Genomic DNA, 19,208 nt, shown 5'->3' on the forward strand with positions numbered 1-19,208 from the left:
CGGCGTCGCAGGATGGACCCATGACGACCGATGCCCCGACGACCGACCTGACCCGACCCGGAGCGGTCGTCCTGACCACCGCGACGGACGTCGAGGCCGTCGTCGACCACGCCCGCAACACCTACGCCGCCGCCGTCGTCGCGGACACGGCCGGCTGGGAGGACGGGGACCGGCGCCGCCTCGAGGACCTGGGCTTCCGCGGCGGCGACCCCCGCGGCGCGGCGGTGCGGACGCTCGACCTCACGATCGCCGACGACGGCAGCCCGACCCGGCTGCTCGACAACCCCGCGCTCGCGTCCCTGAACGGCGAGCACGCCCGGTTCGCCGAGCGTCGCGGCGACATCGCGCGGTACCTGCCCGACGTGTCGGTCTGGACCGGGATCCCGGAGCGACCGACGGCCGCGGACTGGGACGACGTGCGCGCGCTGCTCGGACCCGGTGCGGTGTTCGGCGTCGGTGCGTCCGCCGTCCTCCCCGAGGGCTGGCACGCCGTCGAGGGTTCCGGGGGCGTGCAGCTCACCGGCGAGGACATCGAGGGCGCTCCGGACCCCGAGGCCGTCGAGCTCACCCCCGACGACGTCCCCGAGATCCTCGAGCTCATCGCCCGCACGAAGCCCGGGCCGTTCCTGCCCCGCACGATCGAGCTCGGCCGGTACGTCGGCGTCCGGCGCGAGGGCCGCCTCATCGCCATGGCCGGGGAGCGCCTGCACCCGCCGGGGTGGACCGAGATCAGCGCGGTGTGCACGGACGCCGACTTCCGCGGGCAGGGGCTCGGACGGCGCCTCGTGCTCGACGTCGCGCACGGCATCCGGGCGCGGGGCGAGACGCCGCTCATGCACGCCGCCGCCGGCAACACCGGGGCGATCGGGCTGTACCAGCACCTCGGGTTCCGGTTGCGGGAGCGGGGTGCGCCGCGGTTCGTGCAGGTGCCCTGAGCACAGTCTCGGCGCGTGTGCACGGCCAGTTCGGGGGGGTTGACCGCGCCGTCCGGGGGTCCGCACACTGACTGCGCCCGGCAGGGGGCTGCCGGTACAGGGGACCAGGAGGGTCGACAACGTGCGGATGTCCACCGTGACCGCAGGGGCGGTCGTGCTCGGGATCGCGCTCGCCGCGGTCGTCACCACGTCGGTCGGCGTCCCGCACGCCGATGCCGCACCGTCCTGCCGCGGGGACCGGATCACCGTCGCCGCGCTGTCGTCGGGGTGTGCCGTGTCGTCCGGCACGGTCGTGCTGCCGGACGGTCGGCAGTTCCGGGTGCCGCCGGTCGGGACGACGGTCTCCGCGATGCCGGTCGGCGCAGCGGGCAGTGCCGACGACGGGGACGTGTCGGTGACGAACACCGGCCGCTCGGGAGTCGCGGTCCTCGTGCACGACCAGTGGTCCGGGGCGCCGGCAGCCATCCGCCATGAGCGTGCCGCCCTCGCGCACCGGACGCTCCCGGGCGGTTCCGGACTCCGGGCCACGGGCGGAGCGGCATCGTCGACGGCGGCCACGGGCAAGTCGTCCAGCTGCTCCGCGACGGCGTACACGAAGCTCGGGTTCCGCTGGGCAGACACCGTCGAGTGGAGTTACAACCCGAACAACCAGAAGGTGTCCGGCGCAGCAGCCATCGGCGCCGGTGCCGACGCCTGGACCGGGACCACGTCGGCGTGCGGCCGGACGGTGAAGTCGACGGCGGACGACACGCCCCTCGGCAGCCGGAAGCGCGCGATGGGCGTCACCGCCACCGGTGGCTGCGGCGCGTCCGACGGCTCGAACTTGGTCGGGTGGGGATCGCTGCGCGCCGGGACCCTCGCGGTGACCTGCGTCTGGTCGCGCTCGGGCGTCGCGGTCGAAGCCGACCAGCGGTACTCGACGTCGGTCGACTGGTCCGCCGCGTCGACCTGCTCGGGGAAGCGCTTCGACCTGCGCGGGGTCGCCACGCACGAATGGGGGCACGCGTACGGCCTCGGCCACACCGCGGCGACGAGCGGCCTCGTGATGAAGCCCGCGTCGACGACGTGCGAGACCGGCCAGCGGACCCTCGGCCTCGGCGACCTGATCGGCATCGACGCGCTCTACTGATCCGGACCGGGGCGAGGCGCCCGTGATCCTGGATTCTCTAGGATCGATGCATGTCGACCACGATGCCGGGCTTCGGGACCGAGCGCATCACCCAGCTCGGGCTGCGCGACCGCGTCTACGACCGGGTGCTCGAGGTCCTGATGGGGCACGACGTCGAACCGGGCATGCGCCTGTCGATCGACGGACTGGCCCGCTCCCTCGGCGTCTCGCCGACCCCGGTGCGCGAGGCGCTCGTGCAGCTCGAACGCACCGGGCTCGTCACGCGTGAGGCCAACAAGGGGTACCGGGTGTCCCCGCCGCTCGCCGGCGACCAGCTCGAGGCCCTCTTCGACGCCCGGCTCATCGTGGAGTCGGGGGCCGTCGAGCTGGCTGCGCGCGGCGACGTCCCCGCCCTGCGGTCACGGTTGGCGACGGCGCTCGACGAGCAGGCGGCCGTGGCCGAGGAGATCGCCGCGATCGGTGCGGGTGCGGCGTCCGAGGAGCTGATGGCGCGGTTCTTCCGGGCCGACTGGCAGTTCCACCAGGTCGTCTTCGACGCGACGCGCAACCCGTTCCTCGAAGAGATGTCCGAGATCATCACGACCCGCGTCCACCGGATGCGGCAGATCGTCGAGGGTGGTGGCGACGACACCGACCGTGCCGTGCAGGAGCACCGCGCCGTGCTCGACGCACTGGCCGAGGACCCCGCATCGGCGGTCGCGGCGATGCGGCACCACATCGACGCCGTGCGGCTGCGGTCGCGAGCGGACGCGTCGCACACCGCCTGATCCGGCCCGGGCGGACGCCCGTCCCGAGGTTCGGGTCAACGGGACGGGCGTCCTGATCCTCCGTGCCCGCCCTCCTTCGGAGCCCCCCGGACGAGGGGTTTGGTCCGGTCGGTTGCGAATCTCCGACGACGGAGTATCTTTCCTATAGGAAAGAGGTTCGACGACGAACCCCGACATGCGAAGGAGCATCCCGTGAGCACACCGCAGGACTGGGTCGACCAAGACTGGGACTCCAGCAGCTGGACGGCCGACACCTGGCCGATCGCGACGTGTCTGCACGGGTTCCCGCAGGTGACGCGGGACGGCGTCGCCTTCCACGACGCGGACCCGGCCGTGTGGGACGACGTGTTCGCCCAGATCGAGGCCGTCGGGTTCTCGCTCGCCGAACTCGCCGACAGCCACATCCGGCCCGCCGACCTCGAACGGTCCCGCCGCGACGAGCTGTTCGCGATCGCGAAGGCTCACGGCGTCGGCATCCCGTCGGTGCACCTGCAGCGCAAGAGCGTCGTCCAGCCCGGGCACGAGGAGGACAACCTCGCCTACGCCCACCGCACGATCGACGCGGCGGCCGAGTGGGGCATGCAGGTGTTCTCGACGGGGCTCCACCAGCCGTTCAACGAGGCCCAGCGGAAGGCGCTCTGGTTCTGGACCGCGCAGGGCCCGAAGGACCCGGACGACGCGGAGGTCCGTGCCGCTGCCGTGTCCCGTCTGCGTGAGCTCGGCGAGCACGCCGCGAGCGTCGGACTCCCGATGGCGCTGGAGCTGTACGAGGACACGTACCTCGGGACCGCGGACAGCGCCGTCCGACTCGTCGAGGAGATCGGCCTCGACAACGTCGGGCTGAACGCCGACGTCGCGAACCTCATCCGTCTGCACCGTCCGGTCGAGGACTGGAAGGAGCTCTTCGCGAAGACCCTGCCGTACACGAACTACCTCCACGTGAAGAACTACACGCGGGACGAGGCCGGCGACGGCAGCTGGGCGACGAGCGCGCCGAGCACCATGGAGGCCGGACTCATCAACTACCGCCAGGTCCTGCGCGACGCGGTCGCCGACGGCTTCCGCGGGATCGTCATGACCGAGCAGTACGGCGGGGACAGCCTCGGCGTCTGCGCCACCAACCAGCAGTACATCCGTTCCGTCCTCGCCACCTCGGTGGTCGGGGCGACGAAGCAAGGAGTCACCCGATGAGCACCCTCGACATCGCCGTCGTCGGATCCGGCTACATGGGCGGCGGGATCGCCCAGGTCCTCGCCCTCGCCGGTCACACCGTCCGGATCGCCGACGTCTCGGCGGAGATCGCCGCGTCCAACCGCGCCCGGCTCATCACCGAGACGGAGCAGTTCGTCGCGGACGGGCTGTTCCCCGCTGATGCCGTGTCGCGGGTGGAGGCCCACCTCAGCGCCGCCGCCTCGATCGAGGAAGCGGTCGCCTCGGCCGACTTCATCGAGGAGGCCGTCCCCGAGAAGCTCGAGATCAAGCACGCGACGCTCCGGCGCATCAGCGAGGCCGCCCGCCCGGACGCCGTCATCGGCTCGAACACGTCGACGATCCTCATCGAGTCGCTGGCCGAGGCCGTCGTGGGTCCGGAGCGGTTCCTCGGCGTGCACTTCTCGAACCCGGCGCCGTTCATCCCCGGCGTCGAGCTCATCCCGCACCCGACGACGAACGAGCACGCGATCACGGTCGGCGAGGCCGTCGTCGCGGCCACGGGCAAGCAGTCCGCGCGGGTGAAGGACTCGACCGGGTTCGTGCTGAACCGCCTGCAGTACGCACTGTTCGAGGAAGCCACGAAGATCGCCGACGAGGGCATCGCGACCCCCGACGACATCGACACCATCGTGCGGACCACGTTCGGCTTCCGCCTGCCGTTCTTCGGCCCGTTCGCGATCGCCGACATGGCCGGACTCGACGTGTACGCGTTCTGCTTCGAGTCGCTGCAGACCCGCTGGCCCGAGCGCTTCGCGACCCCGCCGTCCCTGCAGCAGCACGTCGACGCGGGCGAGCTCGGCACGAAGTCGGGCGCCGGGTACCTCGAGGTGCCCGCCGACCGCACGCCGGAACTCGTCGCCTACCGCAACAAGGCCTACGTCGCGATGCAGAAGCTCCTCGACGAGCTCGGCCCGGCCCCGATCCACTGAGGCGGAACACCATGCACAACGAACAGCAGCACCGCACCGCCGTCCTGACCGGGGCCGCATCGCCCCGGGGGATCGGCCGCGCCACCGCCCACCACCTCGCCGAGGCCGGGTGGGACATCGGCATCATCGACCTCGACCAGGACGCCAGCGCGGCGGTCGCCACCGAGATCCGCGAGCAGCACGGCGTCCGGGCCGTCGGCGTGGGCGCGAACGTCGCCGACGAGACCGCCGTCCGGGCCGCCTTCGACACGATCGAGGCCGAGCTCGACCCGATCGTCGCCCTGGTCAACCTCGCCGGGGTGTCCTCGGCGCACGCCTACCTCGACCTCCCGGAGGGGGAGTGGCACCGCGTGCTGTCGATCAACCTCGACGGCGTGCACTTCGCGAGCCTGCGGGCCGCGGAGTCGATGGTGCGGAACGGCTACGGCCGCATCGTGAACCTGTCGTCGGTCTCCGCCCAGCGCGGCGGCGGCACCTTCAGCAAGACCCCGTACACGGTCGCGAAGGCCGGCGTGATCGGTCTGACCCGCGGCCTCGCCCGCGAGCTCGGGCCGCAGGGCGTCACCGTCAACGCGATCGCCCCCGGGCCGATCGACACCGACATCATGGGCGGCACCCTGACCGAGGAGCGCAAGACCGCGATGGCCGCCGACGGCGTGCTGCCGCGGATCGGCACCCCGAGGGACATCGCCGCCGCGATCGCCTACCTCATCAGCGAGGACGCCGGGTTCGTCACGGGCCAGACGCTGAACGTCGACGGCGGCCTGTACATGCACTGACGGGTCCACCGTCCCCTCCCAACCCACCGCACCGTCCCCTCCCAACCCACCGCACCGTGCTCGCGAAGGAGCGAACCCGTGTCACTTCCCCCTGCCCCCGCGCTCGGGTCCACGCACGACCCGGCCTTGAAGTCGGCGATCGGCAAGGCGACGAAGCACCTCATGCCGATGCTCGTCATCCTGTACTTCGTCGCGTTCCTCGACCGCACCAACGTCGGGTTCGCCGAGGAGGCCCTGAGCGTCGACCGCGGCATCTCCGACGCCGCCTTCGCGCTCGGTGCCGGCATCTTCTTCATCGGCTACGCGATCTTCGAGATCCCGTCCAACCTGCTGCTCAAGCGCCTGGGTGCACGCTTCTGGCTCGCCCGCATCGCGATCACGTGGGGCATCGTCGCCGCGCTGTTCTCGTTCACGACGAACGACACGATGTTCATCATCCTGCGGTTCATCCTCGGCGTGACCGAGGCCGGACTCTTCCCCGGCGTGATCATGTACCTGTCCGAGTGGTTCCCGAACAAGGTCCGCGTGCGGATGTTCGCGATCTTCTACCTGGCGCAGCCGTTCTCGCAGATGATCGGCGCACCGCTGTCGGGCGGACTGATCAGCTTCGGCGACCAGGCCACCCCGTTCCACGGCTGGCAGGTGATGTTCGCGGGTGAGGGACTGCTCGCGGTCCTGGCCGGCATCGCGGCCCTGGTGTTCCTGACGAACAGTCCGCAGCAGGCGAAGTGGCTCGAGCCGGGGGAGAAGGACTCGCTCACGGCGGCGATGGCCCGCGAGGACACCGCCCGCAGCGAGGACGGCCCGACGGGCATCTGGAAGGCGTTGGCCAGCGGTCGCGTCTGGTACTTCACGATCATCTACTTCTGCCTGCAGGTCGCCGTGTACGGCACGACGTTCTACCTGCCGCAGCAGGTCTCGTCGCTGCTCGGCCAGGACGTCGGCTGGCAGGTCGGACTGGTCGCGGCGATCCCGTGGCTCGTCGGGCTCGTCGCCTGCTACCTCGTCGGTTCGCGGGCGGACACCGTCGGGCGTCGTCGACGCTGGGGCACCTGGTTCTACATCACCACCGGCCTGTCGATCCTCGGGTCCGCCTGGGCCGGCGCGAACGGGCAGCCGATCCTCGGCATCCTGTTCATCACGCTGGCGGTCGCGAGCTTCCTCGCGGTGGGACCGATCACGTGGGCGTACCCGACGGCCTTCCTGACCGGGGCCGCAGCGGCCGCGGGCATCGGGCTCATCAACTCGCTCGGCAACCTCGGCGGGTTCGTCGCACCGATCATGCGCACGGCGATCAACGACGTGGTGCCGACGGACAGCGGAGCGTTCGGCATCGTGTCGCTCGGGGTCCTGGCGTTCGTGGCGGCGGTGATGATCTTCTGCACGAAGTACTTCCGTGGTGCGAAGGCGGACGAGCTGCTCGACACCACGCACGTGCGCACCCAGGGGGACGAGCGATGACCCGGCTCTTCAACGACCCGGCGGACTTCGCCGACGAGTCGACCGACGGGTTCGTCGCCGCGAACGAGCGGTGGGTCCGGAAGGTCCACGGCGGGGTCGCCCGGTCGACCACGTCGCCGGACGGCACGGTCGCGCTCGTGATCGGCGGCGGGTCCGGGCACTACCCGGCGTTCGGCGGGCTCGTCGGGCACGGGCTCGCGGCCGGTGCGGCGATGGGGAACCTGTTCGCCAGCCCGAGCGCGCAGCAGGTCACGGCGGTCGCGACGGCCTCCGAGCACGGCGGCGGGGTGCTCCTGAGCTACGGCAACTACGCCGGCGACGTCCTCAACTTCGACGCGGCCGCACGCGCGCTCGAGGCCTCCGGCATCAGCGTCCGCACGGTGCGGGTCACCGACGACGTGGTGAGCGCGCCCGCCGACCGCGCGCACGAACGGCGCGGGATCGCGGGGGACCTCTGCGTGTTCAAGGTCGCCGGAGCCGCCGCCGAGCGGGGCGACGACCTCGACACCGTCACGGCGATCGCGGAGCGGGCGAACGACCGCACCCGATCGTTCGGTGTCGCGTTCTCCGGCTGCTCGCTCCCCGGCGCCGAGGAACCCCTGTTCATCGTGCCCGAGGGTCGCATGGCGATCGGCATGGGCATCCACGGTGAACGCGGCATCGACGAAGCCGACGTCCCGACCGCCGACGGACTCGCCGCGCTGCTCGTCGACCGGTTGCTCGACGAACTGCCGGCGGGGGTCATCGCCGCCGGCTCCCGCGTCGTCCCGATCCTCAACGGGCTCGGGAGCGTGAAGTACGAGGAGCTCTTCGTCGTCTACCGCTCGGTGCAGCGCCGGCTCGTCGACGCGGGCGTCGTCATCGTCGAGCCCGAGGTCGGGGAGCTCGTCACGAGCTTCGACATGGCCGGCGTCTCGCTGACGCTGTTCTGGGTCGACGCGGAGCTCGAGGAGCTCTGGGCCGCCCCGGCCGACACCCCCGCGTACCGCAAGGGCGGTGCCGTCCCCGCGGAGCGTGTCGCACCGTCCGTGGTGGCGGACGACGCGGCACCCGACGAGGTCGGCCCGGCCAGCGAGGACTCCCGGGCCGTCGCCGTCCAGGTCGCCGCCGGCTTCGCCGCGGTCCGCTCGGTCATCGACGAGCACGCCGACGAACTCGGCCGCATCGACGCGGTGGCCGGCGACGGGGACCACGGCATCGGCATGCAGCGGGGATCGCACGCCGCCGCCGAGGCCGCGTCCGACGCCGTCGAGCGTGGAGCCGGTGCGGGCAGTGTGCTGCGGATCGCCGGCGACGCCTGGTCCGACAAGGCCGGTGGAACGTCCGGTGCGATCTGGGGCGCGGCCCTGGAGGCACTGGGTCGCGTCCTCGGGGACGACTCGCGTCCGACGGGTGCGGACGTCGTCGAGGCCGTCGGCGCGGCGACCGAGGCGGTCCTCGCTTTCGGCGCGGTGCCCGGGGACAAGACGATGGTGGACGCGCTCGTCCCGTTCCGCGAGGCCCTCCGTTCGCGCGTCGACGACGGTGCCGCGCTCCCTGATGCCTGGCGTACGGCGGTGTCCGCCGCGCAGGACGCTGCGCAGGGCACCGCCGAGCTGCTGCCGAGGAAGGGCCGGGCGAGGACCCACGCCGAGCACGCCGTCGGGACGGTCGACCCGGGAGCGGTGTCCTTCGCGCTGATCGTGGAGGCCGTCGCGCCGTGATCACCATCGGGGTGTCGCTCAAGACGTACTTCTCGCACGCCCGGACGCTGTCGTGGGCGGCCGAGGTCGCTGACGTCGCCCGGCGGCACCCCGCGGTGACGTCCGGTGCTGCGTCGCTCTTCGTGGTGCCGACGTTCCCGGCGCTCGTCCCGGTCCGCCGCATCCTGACCGACGCCGGTGCTCCCGTGCTGCTCGGCGCCCAGGACCTGTCGTGGGCCGACGCGGGGGCGTACACCGGCGAGGTCACCGGTGCGGAGCTGCGCGAGATCGGCGTCGACCTCGTCGAGATCGGCCACGCCGAACGGCGCTCCCTGTTCCACGAGACGGACGGCGAGGTCGCGGGGAAGGTGCACGCCGCGTACCGCAACCACCTGCGGCCGCTGGTCTGCGTCGGGGAGGCGAGTCGCGCCTCCCGAGCGGAGACCGTCGCCGAGGTGACCGCGCAGCTCGACCTGGCCGTCTCGACGGCGGTCGCGGACGGACTGGCGGGGCCGCTCGTCGTGGCGTACGAGCCGGTGTGGGCCATCGGCGCCCCGGCACCGGCGCCCGACGAGCACGTCGTGGGGGTGCTCGCGGGGATCGAGGAGCACCTGGCCATGCGGCCGGAACTCGCCGGGTCGGTCGTGATCTACGGCGGCAGTGCCGGGCCGGGGCTGCTCACCCGCGGGCAGGGGCGGATCGGCGGTCTGTTCCTGGGGCGGTTCGCGCACGACCCGGCGGCGATCGCCACGATCCTCGACGAGGTGGCGGCGCTCGACGGGCGCTGAGCCGTCCTGCCGCTCAGGCGTCGCGAGCGCCCGCCAGCCCGTGGTCGTGCGCGTAGACCACGAGCTGCACCCGGTCCCGCAGCGCGAGCTTCCCGAGGATGCTCGAGATCTGCGTCTTCACCGTGGACTCCGTGACGAACTCCTTCGCCGCGATCTCCGCGTTCGACAACCCGCGCGAGGCCCAGCCGAACACGATGCGCTCCCGGTCCGTCAGCGACTGGAACGCCTCGGGCTGCGGAGCCGGCGCGTGCTCGACGTCGGCGCCGAACAGCTGGGAGAGGTCGTTCGGCGCGATCACCGAGCTCCCCTCGTGCACCGCCCGGACGGCCGCGAACAGGAACGGCGGCGTGGTGTCCTTCAGCAGGAACCCGCTCGCACCGAGGCGGATCGCGGTGGCGGCAGCGGGGTCGAGGCCGAACGTCGTCAGCACGACCACGCGGGGGAGCGGCCCCTCGACCGCGCCGGAGAACAGCTGCCGGACGGTCTCGACCCCGTCCATGCCCGACATCCGCATGTCGAGGAGCATCACGTCCGGTCGCAGCTCGGGGATGCGCGCCAGGGCCTCGGCACCGTCGGACGCCTCGCCGACGACGACCATGTCGTCCTGGGCGTCGAGCACGACGCGGAGGCCGGCTCGGAACAGTGCCTGGTCGTCGGTGAGCAGGATGCGGATCGGATCGGTCATCGGTTGGTCCCCCCAAGGACGTCGAACGGGATGCGGGCACGTGCGGCGAACACGTCGTCGAGGACGGCGGCGTCGAAGGACCCGCCGAGTGCGGTGAGCCGGGACTGCATGCCGGCGAGGCCACGGCCGGACCCGCGGGTGCTCACCGGCGGGACGGCGACCGGGCCGGTTCCGACGGTGCCGGCGCGGGGCGTGGCCGTTCCGACGGCGCCGGCGGTCGGGACGAGGTTCTCGACCTCGAGCACCAGGTCGGCCGACCGCCACGTCTCCCGCACCGTCACCGGCATCCCGGGGGCACCGTGTCGGAGCGCGTTCGTGAGCATCTCCTGCAGCACCCGGCGGGCGGCGGTCCCGCTCTCCGGCCCGAGCACGACCGGGACCCCGCGGACGGCCTGGTCGACGTCGACCCCGGCCTCGCGGATGCCCTGCACGATCTCCTCGAGCGACCCCGGGTCGGTCGAGGCGCCGGAGCCGTCGATGTGCCCGAGCACCTGCCGGACCTCGACGAGGGAGCTCCGGGCAGTGCTCGCGATCGTGGCGCTCACCTCGCGGATGCGGGCCTCGTCGGCGAGGAACGGCACCGAGTCGGCCTGCGCGATGATCACGGCGAGGGAGTGGCCGACCACGTCGTGCACGTCGCGGGCGATGTCCGCACGGATCCGCTCGGACTCGGCGACGTCGATGGCCCGGGTGGCGGTGGCCTCGGCCTCGGTGGCGACGGCCTCGGCTCGGGACGCAGCGGCCTCGGCGTCCGCCCGGCGTTCGGACTCGCGGTCCCGCGAACGGAAGGCCCGGACGGCGACCCCGCCCGCCCAGACCCCGAGGAGCGCCGTCACCGGAGCGGCCATCGCCAGGAACGCCTGGTCGCGCGGGCCGTTGATGAGGACGAGGAACCGGAAACCGGTGAGTGCGAGGTAGAGCGTCGCGCTGATGCCGGCCACGAACGCCAGTAGGCCCGACACGATGACCTCACCGCGCGTGCCGACGACCGCCGCCGTGCCGATGACCACGAAGATGGCGATGTCGACGAGCGACGGCCGCTCGCCGCCGCCGACCTGGACGATGCCGAGGACGACGACCATGGTCATCGCCGCGGACGGCGAGACCCGTCGGAGCGCGATCGCCCCGGCCGCGGCGAGGACCGCGAAGAAGCTCGCGTGTTCGAGCTCGAGGTCGATCGGGAGCAGGAAGACGAACGCCGCGAAGACCGCCCAGGCCACGTCGATGATGATCGAGCGGGTGGCGAGCGGCCGGATGAACGTGCGCCGTTCCGTCACGGCACGATCATCGCACGGGGGCGTCGTCCGCCGGTCACGGGACCGGCGACATCGCGATGAGGGCGGTGGCCGTGACCGTGACGATCGCGGCGCAGACCAGCAGGGTGGCGATCGTGTGCTTCGTCGAGGACTCCATGCTCCGAGCCTCGCCGAGCGGGGCGCGCCGGGCATCGGGCGCACGGGTGAACGCGTTCATCCGCACGGATGAAGGCGTCTGGTCCGTCGCGACGCGACCGGGTGGCGGCCAGGAGGCGCGGGTCGGGCCCGCACCGCGCCTCCTGGCCCGCAGGTCGTACCGATCTGCCGGACCCGCCCGTCGGTCAGATGGTGATCTGGCCCAGCACGCGGTGGGCGATCGAGATCGACTCACCGGACACCACCGACAGCGGCGACGCGAGGAACGCGACGAGGTCGGCGATCTGCTGCGGGCTGGAGTCGCCGGGGCCACCGGGGCGGACCTCGGTGCTGGGGGTGTCCGTCACCAGCCCCGGGTTGACGACGTTCACCGTGACGCCGGAGCCGGCGGCCTCGTCGGCGAGGTTCTTCGCGATGACGCTCACCGCGGTGTTGCGGAGCGACGCGGTGATGTTGCCCGACAGGTAGGCGTTCTGTCCGCTGATCACGACGACGCGTCCGAACCCGGCCTCACGCTGGGCCGGCAGCACCGCGTTGGCGACGCGGAGGAATCCGAGTGCCTTACCGTCGATCGCGGTGAGGACCTGCTCGGGGTCGGACTTCTTCGCCGGGTCGAGGGTGCCGGCACTCGGGGCCGCGGTCACGACGAGCGCGTCGATGCGGCCGTGCTGCTCGAGCACCCGCGCGACGCCGGCGTCGACGGAGGCCTGGTCGGCGGTGTCGATCGCGACGCTGTCGGGGGAGTCGCCGGCGCTGCGGGAGGCCACGACGACGGTCGCCCCCTCGGCCCGGAGTCGATCGGCGACGGCGGCGCCGATGTACCCCTTCCCTCCGACGACGAGCGCGACACGGTTCTGCAGTTCGAGGTCCACGCCGTCACGCTACGCCCGGAACGCCTCGGGCTCGGCACACGTCGTGCACCGAGCCCGAGGCGTCGTCGGTTCGATCAGCTGCTGCGGCCGCTCCCGCCGACCGTCAGGAGCGCGCTGGTGTCCGGATCGTCCGCACGCGGCGGCTCGAACAGGCCCGAGTACGCCCGGACGGCGCTCCAGCCCGCGATGAGCAGGACGGTGCCGGCGACGGCGGCGACCCACGGCACCACGGCCCACCGGTCCCAGAGCGACGGGACGGCCAACCACGTCAGGAAGTTCCCCGCGAGGCCGCCCGTCGCCCCGAGCAGGACCGCGGTCCGTCGGTCGAGGCTGGACAGCGCGAGCGCGACCGTCACGGCGGCGATCGCGACCAGGGCGTTGACGAGGTCGAACACGGCTGCCGCTCCTACTCCCCGCTGCCGACGGCGAGCTGCTCGCGGCCACCGCCCGTGATGACGGCGATCTTGCGGGGCTTCGCCGACTCCTTCACGGGGATCGTGACGCTCAGGACGCCGTTGTCGTAGCCGGCCGTGATGCGCTCGGCGTCGAGCCCGTCGCCGAGCGTCAGCTGACGGACGTACGTGCCCGGCTGGCGCTCTCGGGTGAGCCACTGCGAGCCCTCGGGAGCGCCGAGGGTGCGCTCGGCGCGGATGGTCAGGACCGAGCCGTCCACGTCGATGTCGACGGAACCCGGGTCGATGCCGGGCAGGTCGACGTCGAGGACGTAGTGGTCACCCGTGCGGTAGAGGTCCATCGGCATCGAGCGGGGGCCCGCGGTGCCGAGGAGGGAGCCGGCGAGACGGTCCAGCTCGCGGAACGGATCGAAGTTCATCGTCATCGGTGTCAACTCCTTCGTGTCTGGTGTTGAGTCCCCTCGACTCAACTGCGACATGTTTTAGCACTCAAGCCTGGCGAGTGCCAAAAGAACGCTCGGAATCCGCTCGGAGCCGGGGATCCGCGGCGACGGTGAATGACAGCGATGTAGTTCGGCTGGGCTGACTGTTCAGTGCGTGAACCGTACAGAACACGAATTGTTCGTTTTGCTGATCGTTCACGTTGTGAAAGACTTCGGGCGTCCGATGGGGACAGCAACGACGACGAGGGGCGGTATCGCAATGCACAGCACGTACACCGGGATGCCGCGACAGGCTCGGCTCGGCGGCACCCACACGCGCGTCGGTCTGACCGACCCCGCGATCATCGACGCCTACGTCGAGCGCCGCATCCAGGACCCGTCGCTCCTGTCCGGTCGCTCCGAACCGTCCTACGCCGACTTCTTCTCGGTCCCGGCGGCCTAGGCCCCGCACCCCGATCCGCACCAGGCAGAGAGCACACCCGACCAGATGCCGTTGACCGTCGTCCGCCGCGAGCACATGCACCTCTACGCCCGGGAACCCCGGTCGCGTGCCGCGAAGGGCGCCGTGGACGCGCTCCTCCGCCTGCAGCACGCCGAGGAGCAGCAGCTCGAACAGGCGCGGTCGGAGAGCGGTCTCACCAAGAACGAGTTCCTCGCCGTCCGGTACATGCTCCAGGCGCACCGGGACGGCCGGGCGATGGGGCCCAAGGACCTCGCCGTCATGCTCAACGTCTCGAACGCGTCGGTGACGAAGATCGTCGACGGGCTCGTCGAGAAGGGCGACCTCGTCCGCGCCCCGCACCCCACCGACCGTCGGGCACAGGTGCTCGAGCCCACGGTGCAGGCGGCGAAGAAGATCGACGCGTCCTACGCACGCTTCCACGAAGCCGTGGTCGAGGTGATGGACCACCTGTCCTCCGAGGAGAACGACGTCCTCGCCCGCTGCCTCGTCCAGATCACCGAGGCCCTCGTCGGTGGCGCGCCAGCTCCCGTCGACGAGTACACGGTCGACCCGGACGGCGAGGCGGAGCCGTACGACTCCTGAACCGGGCGGTCCGTGACGGCGCCGAGCCGCGCCTCCCGGAAAAAACCTTCCAGCGGTAAGTTGGGCGCATGACGCACCCTGCCGACGACGACGCGGCCCTGCCGCGACGCGGTTACCGCAAGGGTGCCGAACGACGGACGCAGATCCTCGATGAGACGATCCGCATGGTCGCCGAGCAGGGTGTCGACGCGTCGTCGCTGCGATCCGTCGCCGACGCCCTCGGGATCACCCACGCGGCGCTGCGGCACTACTTCCCGAGCCGCGACGAACTGCTGCTCGCGGTCTACCGCGAGCACGAGGTCCGCGAGCAGGGGGCGCCGGACCGGATGAAGTCCGCGATCGGGGACATGCGGGAGAGCGCCTCGCGGAATCGCGCGGTCCCGGGGCTGGTGCAGCTGTACACGACCCTGGCGGCCGATGCCGTGCAGGAGGGGCACCCCGCCACGCGGGAGTTCATGCGGGAACGGTTCACCCGGCTGCGGGCGGACCTGGCGGAGTTGATCGAGGCGGACCAGGCGTCCGGGCGGATCCGGGCCGACCTGGACCCCGTCGACCTGGCGTCCCTGAGCATCGCGGCGTCGGACGGACTGCAGGTGCAGTGGCTGCTCGACCCCGACGCGGTCGACGGCGAGCGGGTGCTGCGGTTGCTCGAGCAGATCGTGCCGCCGGCGGGCTGACCGGACCCGCTGGTCCTGCCACACTCGTGTCAGCGGGGCCGTGGGTCCCGCGCACGACCGGATCGGAGCAGGACCATGCACGCCGTACTCGAGTACACCTACGTCGACGACTACCTCGAGCGCCGAGACGCGTTCCGCCAGCAGCACCTCCGGGCGGCCTGGGCTGCGGCGGAGCGCGGCGAGCTGCTCCTCGGCGGTGCGGTCGGCGAGGGCGCCGGACCGTTCACCGCGCTGATCGTCTTCGTCGGCGACGACGCGCTCGGGCGTGCGCGGGCGTTCGCGGCGACGGACCCGTACGTGACCGGGGGACTCGTGACGTCGTGGACCGCGCGACCGTGGACGACCGTGGTGGGCGATCTCGCGGCGGGACCGGTCCGCCCCGACTGAGGCTCTCGGGAACCGGCGACGGTATCGGGTCAGCCGTAGCCCTCGTCGGTCAGCCGCCAGCCGGCCGGCGTGTGGCGGAAGCAGAACTGCCACCCGGGGAGCACGCCGGGTTCGGCGCCCGTCATGTTCGTCTCGGTGACGTCGACCGGGATGCACTCCTCCGCGGATCGGCCCGTCTCCTTCGCGCTCAGTCGCGAGACCGCCCCGATGTGCCGGTAGCCGAGCAGGTCGGGGTGGTCGTCGAACCACGAGGACGGGGTGCGTCCGCCGCACCAGGCCGCGTCCGGACCGCCGCTGTCGTCGGTGAGGGCCTCGGTGACAGCACAGTCGTGTGCCTTCGCGGCCCGGAGGTAGACGCGGAGGACCTGTTCGGAGGACGCGCTCGCGGGCGGGAGTCGCGCGGCCACGGTCTGCGCGTGCGTCACCGACAGCACCGTCGCCGTGCCGGCCGCCACGAGCACGGCGGCGACCACCCCTCCGAGCACGAGCCGACGTCTCCCCACGGCGCTCATCCTGGCAGGGGGTAGACCCGCCGATCGCCCGGTGCAGCTGCGAGTGGGTGAGGGCGCGTTCAGTTGCGCGGCAGCCCTGCGACGTACGCGCCGAGCACCGCTCGGTCGTCCACGGGCGCGACCCCCGCGACGCGGTAGAGGAGCAGTGCATCGACGAGTCCGACGAGGTCGACCGCGGATCGCCAAGGGTCGTCGACGCCGACGCGGTCGAGCAGGTCCTCCGCCGTGGCGAGCAGCGCGGCGCGCACCGGGTCGGCGCCGGTGAGGGGTGCGCGGAGCGCTTCGTCGTCCCGGAGCTCCAGGAGGAGGGCCAGGCGAGCGGCTTGCGCCTCCGCCCGCCCTGCGAGGCCCTGGAGGAACGTGGCGGCGACCTCGACGACCGTCGCGTCGTCGAGTGGCTCGGGGAGACGCAACGCGCCCAGCTCCGTCGACAGCTGCTCCGTGATGCGCGCGACGACGAGCGCGGTCAGTTCGCGCCGCGTCGACGCGTAGTACGAGGTCGATCCGGCAGGCACGCCGGCCTCGGTGTCGACTGCCCGGTGCGTCAGGGCTCGGACCCCACCGCGAGCAGTGAGCCGTACTCCCGCGTCCGCCAGGTCCTCGCGTCGCCCCATGCTCTTCCCCTCTCGCCTCTACCATCGTAGTGTTCTCTACGGATGTAGAGCCGAAGGGGGCAGGATGCGGGTTGCAGTGGTCGGAGGCGGGATCTCCGGAGTCGCGATCGAGGCAGCGCTGGGGGCACACGGCTGCTCGGTCACGAGGTTGTCCCGGTCCTCGGGGTTCGACGTACTCGCGGACGACGCGGTCGATCGGCTGGCGTCGGTCCGGCCGCAGGTCATCGTCGAGGCGACCGGACGGTTCACGACGAGTCGGCGGCGTGCGACGGACTTCTTCACGCGCTCGACGGCGGTGGTCGGTGCGGCGGCCGAACGGTCCGGGGCGCGACACGTGCTGCTGTCCATCCTCAACTGCACCAGGTCCGAGGTGCAGGGCTACGGGTACTTCGCCGGCAAGACCGCACAGGAGCGGGCAGCGGGGGCGGCGGGCCGGGGCGCCACGATCGTCCGTTCGGCCCAGTGGTTCGAGTTCGCCGCGCAGAACCTCGAGCGGTTGCGCGTCGGGCCGATCGCGCTCGTGCCGCGGATGACCATCGCTCCGGTGTCGCTCGAAGCGGTGGCGACGGTGGTGGCCGAGGTCGCGACGGGCCGGCGGTCCGCGCCGGTCGTGGAGGTCGCCGGGCCCGAGACGACGTCCCTGTGGGCGATGACGACGGCGCTGCCGCATCCGGGCGTGGTGCCCGTCCCGATGCCGATCCCGGGCCGGACGGGCCGGGCGTTCCGGGACGGGGCGCTCCTGCCCGCGGGAGACGTCGAGGTGGTCGGCCCGACGTTCGATGAGTGGCTCGCAGCTCGCGACCGGTAGCGCTCGCCCGACCGAACGGTCCGGTCCGGTCGTCATCTCTAGGCGATGCGTTGCCCCGTTCCTCTGCCTGTCACGCGAACGGGGAGCAGAAGGTGAGCTTGTTTCTGCCCTAGCGTAGGCGGGGGTGCGATCGATGCGCCCGTATCTGTCGCGGCGCATGGGGCGTCCGGAGGGGGACGAACATGCGCACGACCCGTGGCCACCGCTCTGCCGTGATCACGGCGGCCACTGCCGTCCTCGCGGTCATCGGTGCGCTCCTACCGGGCGGTGTGCAGGCCGCTCCGTCGCCCGGCAACGACGCGCTGCGTGGTGTGCGGTACGCCGCGTACGGTCACTCGTTCGGACAGGTGCAACTCGGTTCCGATTCGGTGCCGAGCCGGATGTACCCGTCCATGGTCCGCACGAGCCTCGGCGCGGATCCGACGCTCTGGTCGAACGAGACCATCAGCGGGGCCTCGACGGCGCAGATCCTCGACCGCGCGCGCTCGACGTGGAACCGCGGCGACTACGGGGTCGTCTCGTACCTCGGGAACCAGAACGACGTCGGCCGCCACGTGCCCGAGGCCACGTTCAAGGCGAACGTCCGGGGCTTCATCGACTGGGTGCGGGGAACCGGGCCGTTCCCACCCACGATCGTCATCGTGCTCGACACCCCGTCGACGACGAAGGGCTACGCGTGGTACCCGTCACCCCCGACCGACGCTGACGTCGTCCGGTACAACCGCTACCTCCGCAGCGTCGTCGCGGCGTACCCGAAGGACGGATCGGTCATCATCGCCGATGCCTTCACCGGATGGAACAAGGCGACGATGATCGGGCCCGACGGGCAGCACCCGAACGACGTCGGGCAGGCGCACATCACGGAGACGATCACCTCAGCACTGAGCGGGGTGCGGCTCCGTGAGGGGCAGAACGTCCTGACGCCGGCACCGGCGGTTCGCTACGACTCGTTCAACCGGCCCGACATGATCACCGGACTCGGCAAGGACCTGCACGGCCGGTCCTACTCCACGGTCGGCGGAGTGAAGTACGGCATCTCTGCTGGCCGTGCCTACCGAGCCAGCAGCGGGGCCGTTCGTGAATCCGCGGCCACCGTCGACACGAAGAAGGCTGCGGTCGACATCAGCCTCACCATGACGGCGATCTCCTCGAAGGGTGCGGGGCCGGTGTGGCGACTGAGCAGCGCCAAGGACTACTTCGTGCTCGACGTCCACGGGTCGGGCAAGGGCAACGCGAAGGTCTACAAGCGGGTCAACGGGCGGTTCATCCAGATCGGTAAGGCACTGAGCCGCGAGGTCAAGCCGGGGTCGACCGTGCGGGTCAGGGCCGACGGCGCGAAGATCAAGGTCTACGTCGACGGTCCCGCCGTGTACTCCAGCGCGGACAGCTTCAACGGGTCCGCCACGAGGAGCGGTGTCCGGATCACCGACACTCGCGCTCGGCTTGACGACCTCGTGATCCGGTAGGACCGGAGCCGTATCGGTTCGGGCGCGGAACTTTCTACCCCCTGTAGCGGGGGAGCAGTGGTGAGGGATGCTCCGTAGCGTGCTGTGTGGTTGCACAGTGCCGTCATGGGGGCGGATTCGCTGGTGGTGACCTGTTGAGGGGTTCTGCGCGTGTTCGCGACGTCGCCGTTGTCTGTTCGTTCTCGTTGGGTC

22 protein-coding genes are annotated in these 19,208 nt (G+C 71.8%); 15 read left to right on the forward strand and 7 right to left on the reverse strand.

The genetic code is table 11. The features are described 5' to 3' along the window. Nucleotides 1–20 precede the first annotated feature (20 nt). The 9 genes from ACIPKM_RS07500 to ACIPKM_RS07540 all read left to right on the forward strand — a co-directional run bounded on the left by ACIPKM_RS07500 (nt 21) and on the right by ACIPKM_RS07540 (nt 9,682). Nucleotides 21–935 (forward strand): GNAT family N-acetyltransferase, encoded by a 915-nt coding sequence (locus tag ACIPKM_RS07500; protein ID WP_402736478.1) that lies wholly within the window; start codon nt 21–23, stop codon nt 933–935. 127 nt (nt 936–1,062) lie between these two features. Further along, on the forward strand, nt 1,063–2,064 hold the full coding sequence (locus tag ACIPKM_RS07505) for a matrixin family metalloprotease (RefSeq protein WP_402736479.1): 1,002 nt from the start codon (nt 1,063–1,065) through the stop codon (nt 2,062–2,064). 50 nt (nt 2,065–2,114) lie between these two features. Then, nucleotides 2,115–2,831 carry a GntR family transcriptional regulator gene (locus tag ACIPKM_RS07510; RefSeq protein ID WP_402736480.1) on the forward strand — a complete coding sequence of 239 codons (717 nt, stop codon included), beginning with the start codon at nt 2,115–2,117 and terminating at the stop codon, nt 2,829–2,831. Between the two features lie 192 nt (nt 2,832–3,023). Further along, nucleotides 3,024–4,022, forward strand: coding sequence for a sugar phosphate isomerase/epimerase (locus ACIPKM_RS07515; RefSeq protein WP_071294266.1), 999 nt, complete (start codon nt 3,024–3,026; stop codon nt 4,020–4,022). Continuing rightward, nucleotides 4,019–4,972 (forward strand): 3-hydroxyacyl-CoA dehydrogenase family protein, encoded by a 954-nt coding sequence (locus ACIPKM_RS07520; protein WP_071294267.1) that lies wholly within the window; start codon nt 4,019–4,021, stop codon nt 4,970–4,972. Before ACIPKM_RS07515 ends, ACIPKM_RS07520 begins: the two co-directional genes overlap by 4 nt. Before the next feature lie 11 nt (nt 4,973–4,983). After that, nucleotides 4,984–5,751: an SDR family NAD(P)-dependent oxidoreductase gene (locus ACIPKM_RS07525; RefSeq protein ID WP_402736481.1), complete on the forward strand. Its 768-nt coding sequence runs from the start codon at nt 4,984–4,986 to the stop codon at nt 5,749–5,751. A gap of 78 nt (nt 5,752–5,829) precedes the next feature. Further along, nucleotides 5,830–7,212: an MFS transporter gene (locus ACIPKM_RS07530; RefSeq protein ID WP_071294269.1), complete on the forward strand. Its 1,383-nt coding sequence runs from the start codon at nt 5,830–5,832 to the stop codon at nt 7,210–7,212. Continuing rightward, complete coding sequence (locus tag ACIPKM_RS07535; RefSeq protein WP_402736482.1) at nt 7,209–8,915, forward strand: dihydroxyacetone kinase family protein; 1,707 nt, start codon at nt 7,209–7,211, stop codon at nt 8,913–8,915. The genes ACIPKM_RS07530 and ACIPKM_RS07535 overlap by 4 nt, the downstream gene beginning before the upstream one ends. Beyond that, nucleotides 8,912–9,682 (forward strand): triose-phosphate isomerase family protein, encoded by a 771-nt coding sequence (locus ACIPKM_RS07540; RefSeq protein WP_402736483.1) that lies wholly within the window; start codon nt 8,912–8,914, stop codon nt 9,680–9,682. The genes ACIPKM_RS07535 and ACIPKM_RS07540 overlap by 4 nt, the downstream gene beginning before the upstream one ends. 13 nt (nt 9,683–9,695) lie before the next feature. Here ACIPKM_RS07540 and ACIPKM_RS07545 read toward each other — a convergent pair whose 3' ends face one another. The 5 genes from ACIPKM_RS07545 to ACIPKM_RS07565 all read right to left on the reverse strand — a co-directional run bounded on the left by ACIPKM_RS07545 (nt 9,696) and on the right by ACIPKM_RS07565 (nt 13,489). Next, nucleotides 9,696–10,367, reverse strand: a complete 672-nt coding sequence (locus ACIPKM_RS07545; protein WP_071302248.1) for a response regulator transcription factor — start codon at nt 10,365–10,367, stop codon at nt 9,696–9,698. Further along, on the reverse strand, nt 10,364–11,644 hold the full coding sequence (locus ACIPKM_RS07550; RefSeq protein WP_402736484.1) for a sensor histidine kinase: 1,281 nt from the start codon (nt 11,642–11,644) through the stop codon (nt 10,364–10,366). The genes ACIPKM_RS07545 and ACIPKM_RS07550 overlap by 4 nt, the downstream gene beginning before the upstream one ends. A 320-nt stretch (nt 11,645–11,964) precedes the next feature. Next, the gene (locus tag ACIPKM_RS07555) at nt 11,965–12,651 is read right to left on the reverse strand and encodes an SDR family NAD(P)-dependent oxidoreductase (RefSeq protein ID WP_071302247.1); all 687 of its coding nucleotides are present in this window, start codon (nt 12,649–12,651) and stop codon (nt 11,965–11,967) included. 74 nt (nt 12,652–12,725) lie between these two features. Then, the gene (locus tag ACIPKM_RS07560; protein WP_402736485.1) at nt 12,726–13,046 is read right to left on the reverse strand and encodes a hypothetical protein; all 321 of its coding nucleotides are present in this window, start codon (nt 13,044–13,046) and stop codon (nt 12,726–12,728) included. An 11-nt stretch (nt 13,047–13,057) separates the two neighbouring features. Continuing rightward, nucleotides 13,058–13,489: an Hsp20/alpha crystallin family protein gene (locus ACIPKM_RS07565; protein WP_402736486.1), complete on the reverse strand. Its 432-nt coding sequence runs from the start codon at nt 13,487–13,489 to the stop codon at nt 13,058–13,060. Nucleotides 13,490–13,766: 277 nt separating this feature from the next. Here ACIPKM_RS07565 and ACIPKM_RS07570 point away from each other — a divergent pair, with 277 nt between their 5' ends. The 4 genes from ACIPKM_RS07570 to ACIPKM_RS07585 all read left to right on the forward strand — a co-directional run bounded on the left by ACIPKM_RS07570 (nt 13,767) and on the right by ACIPKM_RS07585 (nt 15,616). Further along, a complete protein-coding gene (locus tag ACIPKM_RS07570) occupies nt 13,767–13,949 on the forward strand; it encodes a hypothetical protein (protein WP_070417401.1) in 183 nt (60 codons plus the stop codon). A gap of 45 nt (nt 13,950–13,994) precedes the next feature. Further along, a complete protein-coding gene (locus ACIPKM_RS07575; RefSeq protein ID WP_071302243.1) occupies nt 13,995–14,552 on the forward strand; it encodes a MarR family winged helix-turn-helix transcriptional regulator in 558 nt (185 codons plus the stop codon). 68 nt (nt 14,553–14,620) lie between these two features. Next, complete coding sequence (locus ACIPKM_RS07580) at nt 14,621–15,229, forward strand: TetR/AcrR family transcriptional regulator (protein ID WP_071294276.1); 609 nt, start codon at nt 14,621–14,623, stop codon at nt 15,227–15,229. 75 nt (nt 15,230–15,304) lie between these two features. Continuing rightward, nucleotides 15,305–15,616: a YciI-like protein gene (locus ACIPKM_RS07585; RefSeq protein WP_071302241.1), complete on the forward strand. Its 312-nt coding sequence runs from the start codon at nt 15,305–15,307 to the stop codon at nt 15,614–15,616. A gap of 29 nt (nt 15,617–15,645) precedes the next feature. Here the strand turns inward: ACIPKM_RS07585 and ACIPKM_RS07590 are convergent, their stop codons facing one another. Together ACIPKM_RS07590 and ACIPKM_RS07595 are read right to left on the reverse strand one after the other, a co-directional pair. Further along, complete coding sequence (locus ACIPKM_RS07590) at nt 15,646–16,119, reverse strand: hypothetical protein (protein WP_402736487.1); 474 nt, start codon at nt 16,117–16,119, stop codon at nt 15,646–15,648. Between the two features lie 68 nt (nt 16,120–16,187). Further along, nucleotides 16,188–16,742, reverse strand: a complete 555-nt coding sequence (locus ACIPKM_RS07595; protein ID WP_402736488.1) for a TetR/AcrR family transcriptional regulator — start codon at nt 16,740–16,742, stop codon at nt 16,188–16,190. 64 nt (nt 16,743–16,806) lie between these two features. Between ACIPKM_RS07595 and ACIPKM_RS07600 the strand changes: the two genes are divergently transcribed. Both ACIPKM_RS07600 and ACIPKM_RS07605 read left to right on the forward strand, forming a co-directional pair. Then, complete coding sequence (locus tag ACIPKM_RS07600) at nt 16,807–17,550, forward strand: hypothetical protein (protein ID WP_402736489.1); 744 nt, start codon at nt 16,807–16,809, stop codon at nt 17,548–17,550. A gap of 182 nt (nt 17,551–17,732) precedes the next feature. Next, nucleotides 17,733–19,016, forward strand: coding sequence for an SGNH/GDSL hydrolase family protein (locus ACIPKM_RS07605; protein ID WP_261645818.1), 1,284 nt, complete (start codon nt 17,733–17,735; stop codon nt 19,014–19,016). The last annotated feature ends 192 nt before the right edge of the window (nt 19,017–19,208 follow it).

The organism is Curtobacterium sp. NPDC086286, from assembly GCF_044746255.1.
In the GTDB taxonomy this organism is placed as follows: Bacteria; Actinomycetota; Actinomycetes; order Actinomycetales; family Microbacteriaceae; genus Curtobacterium.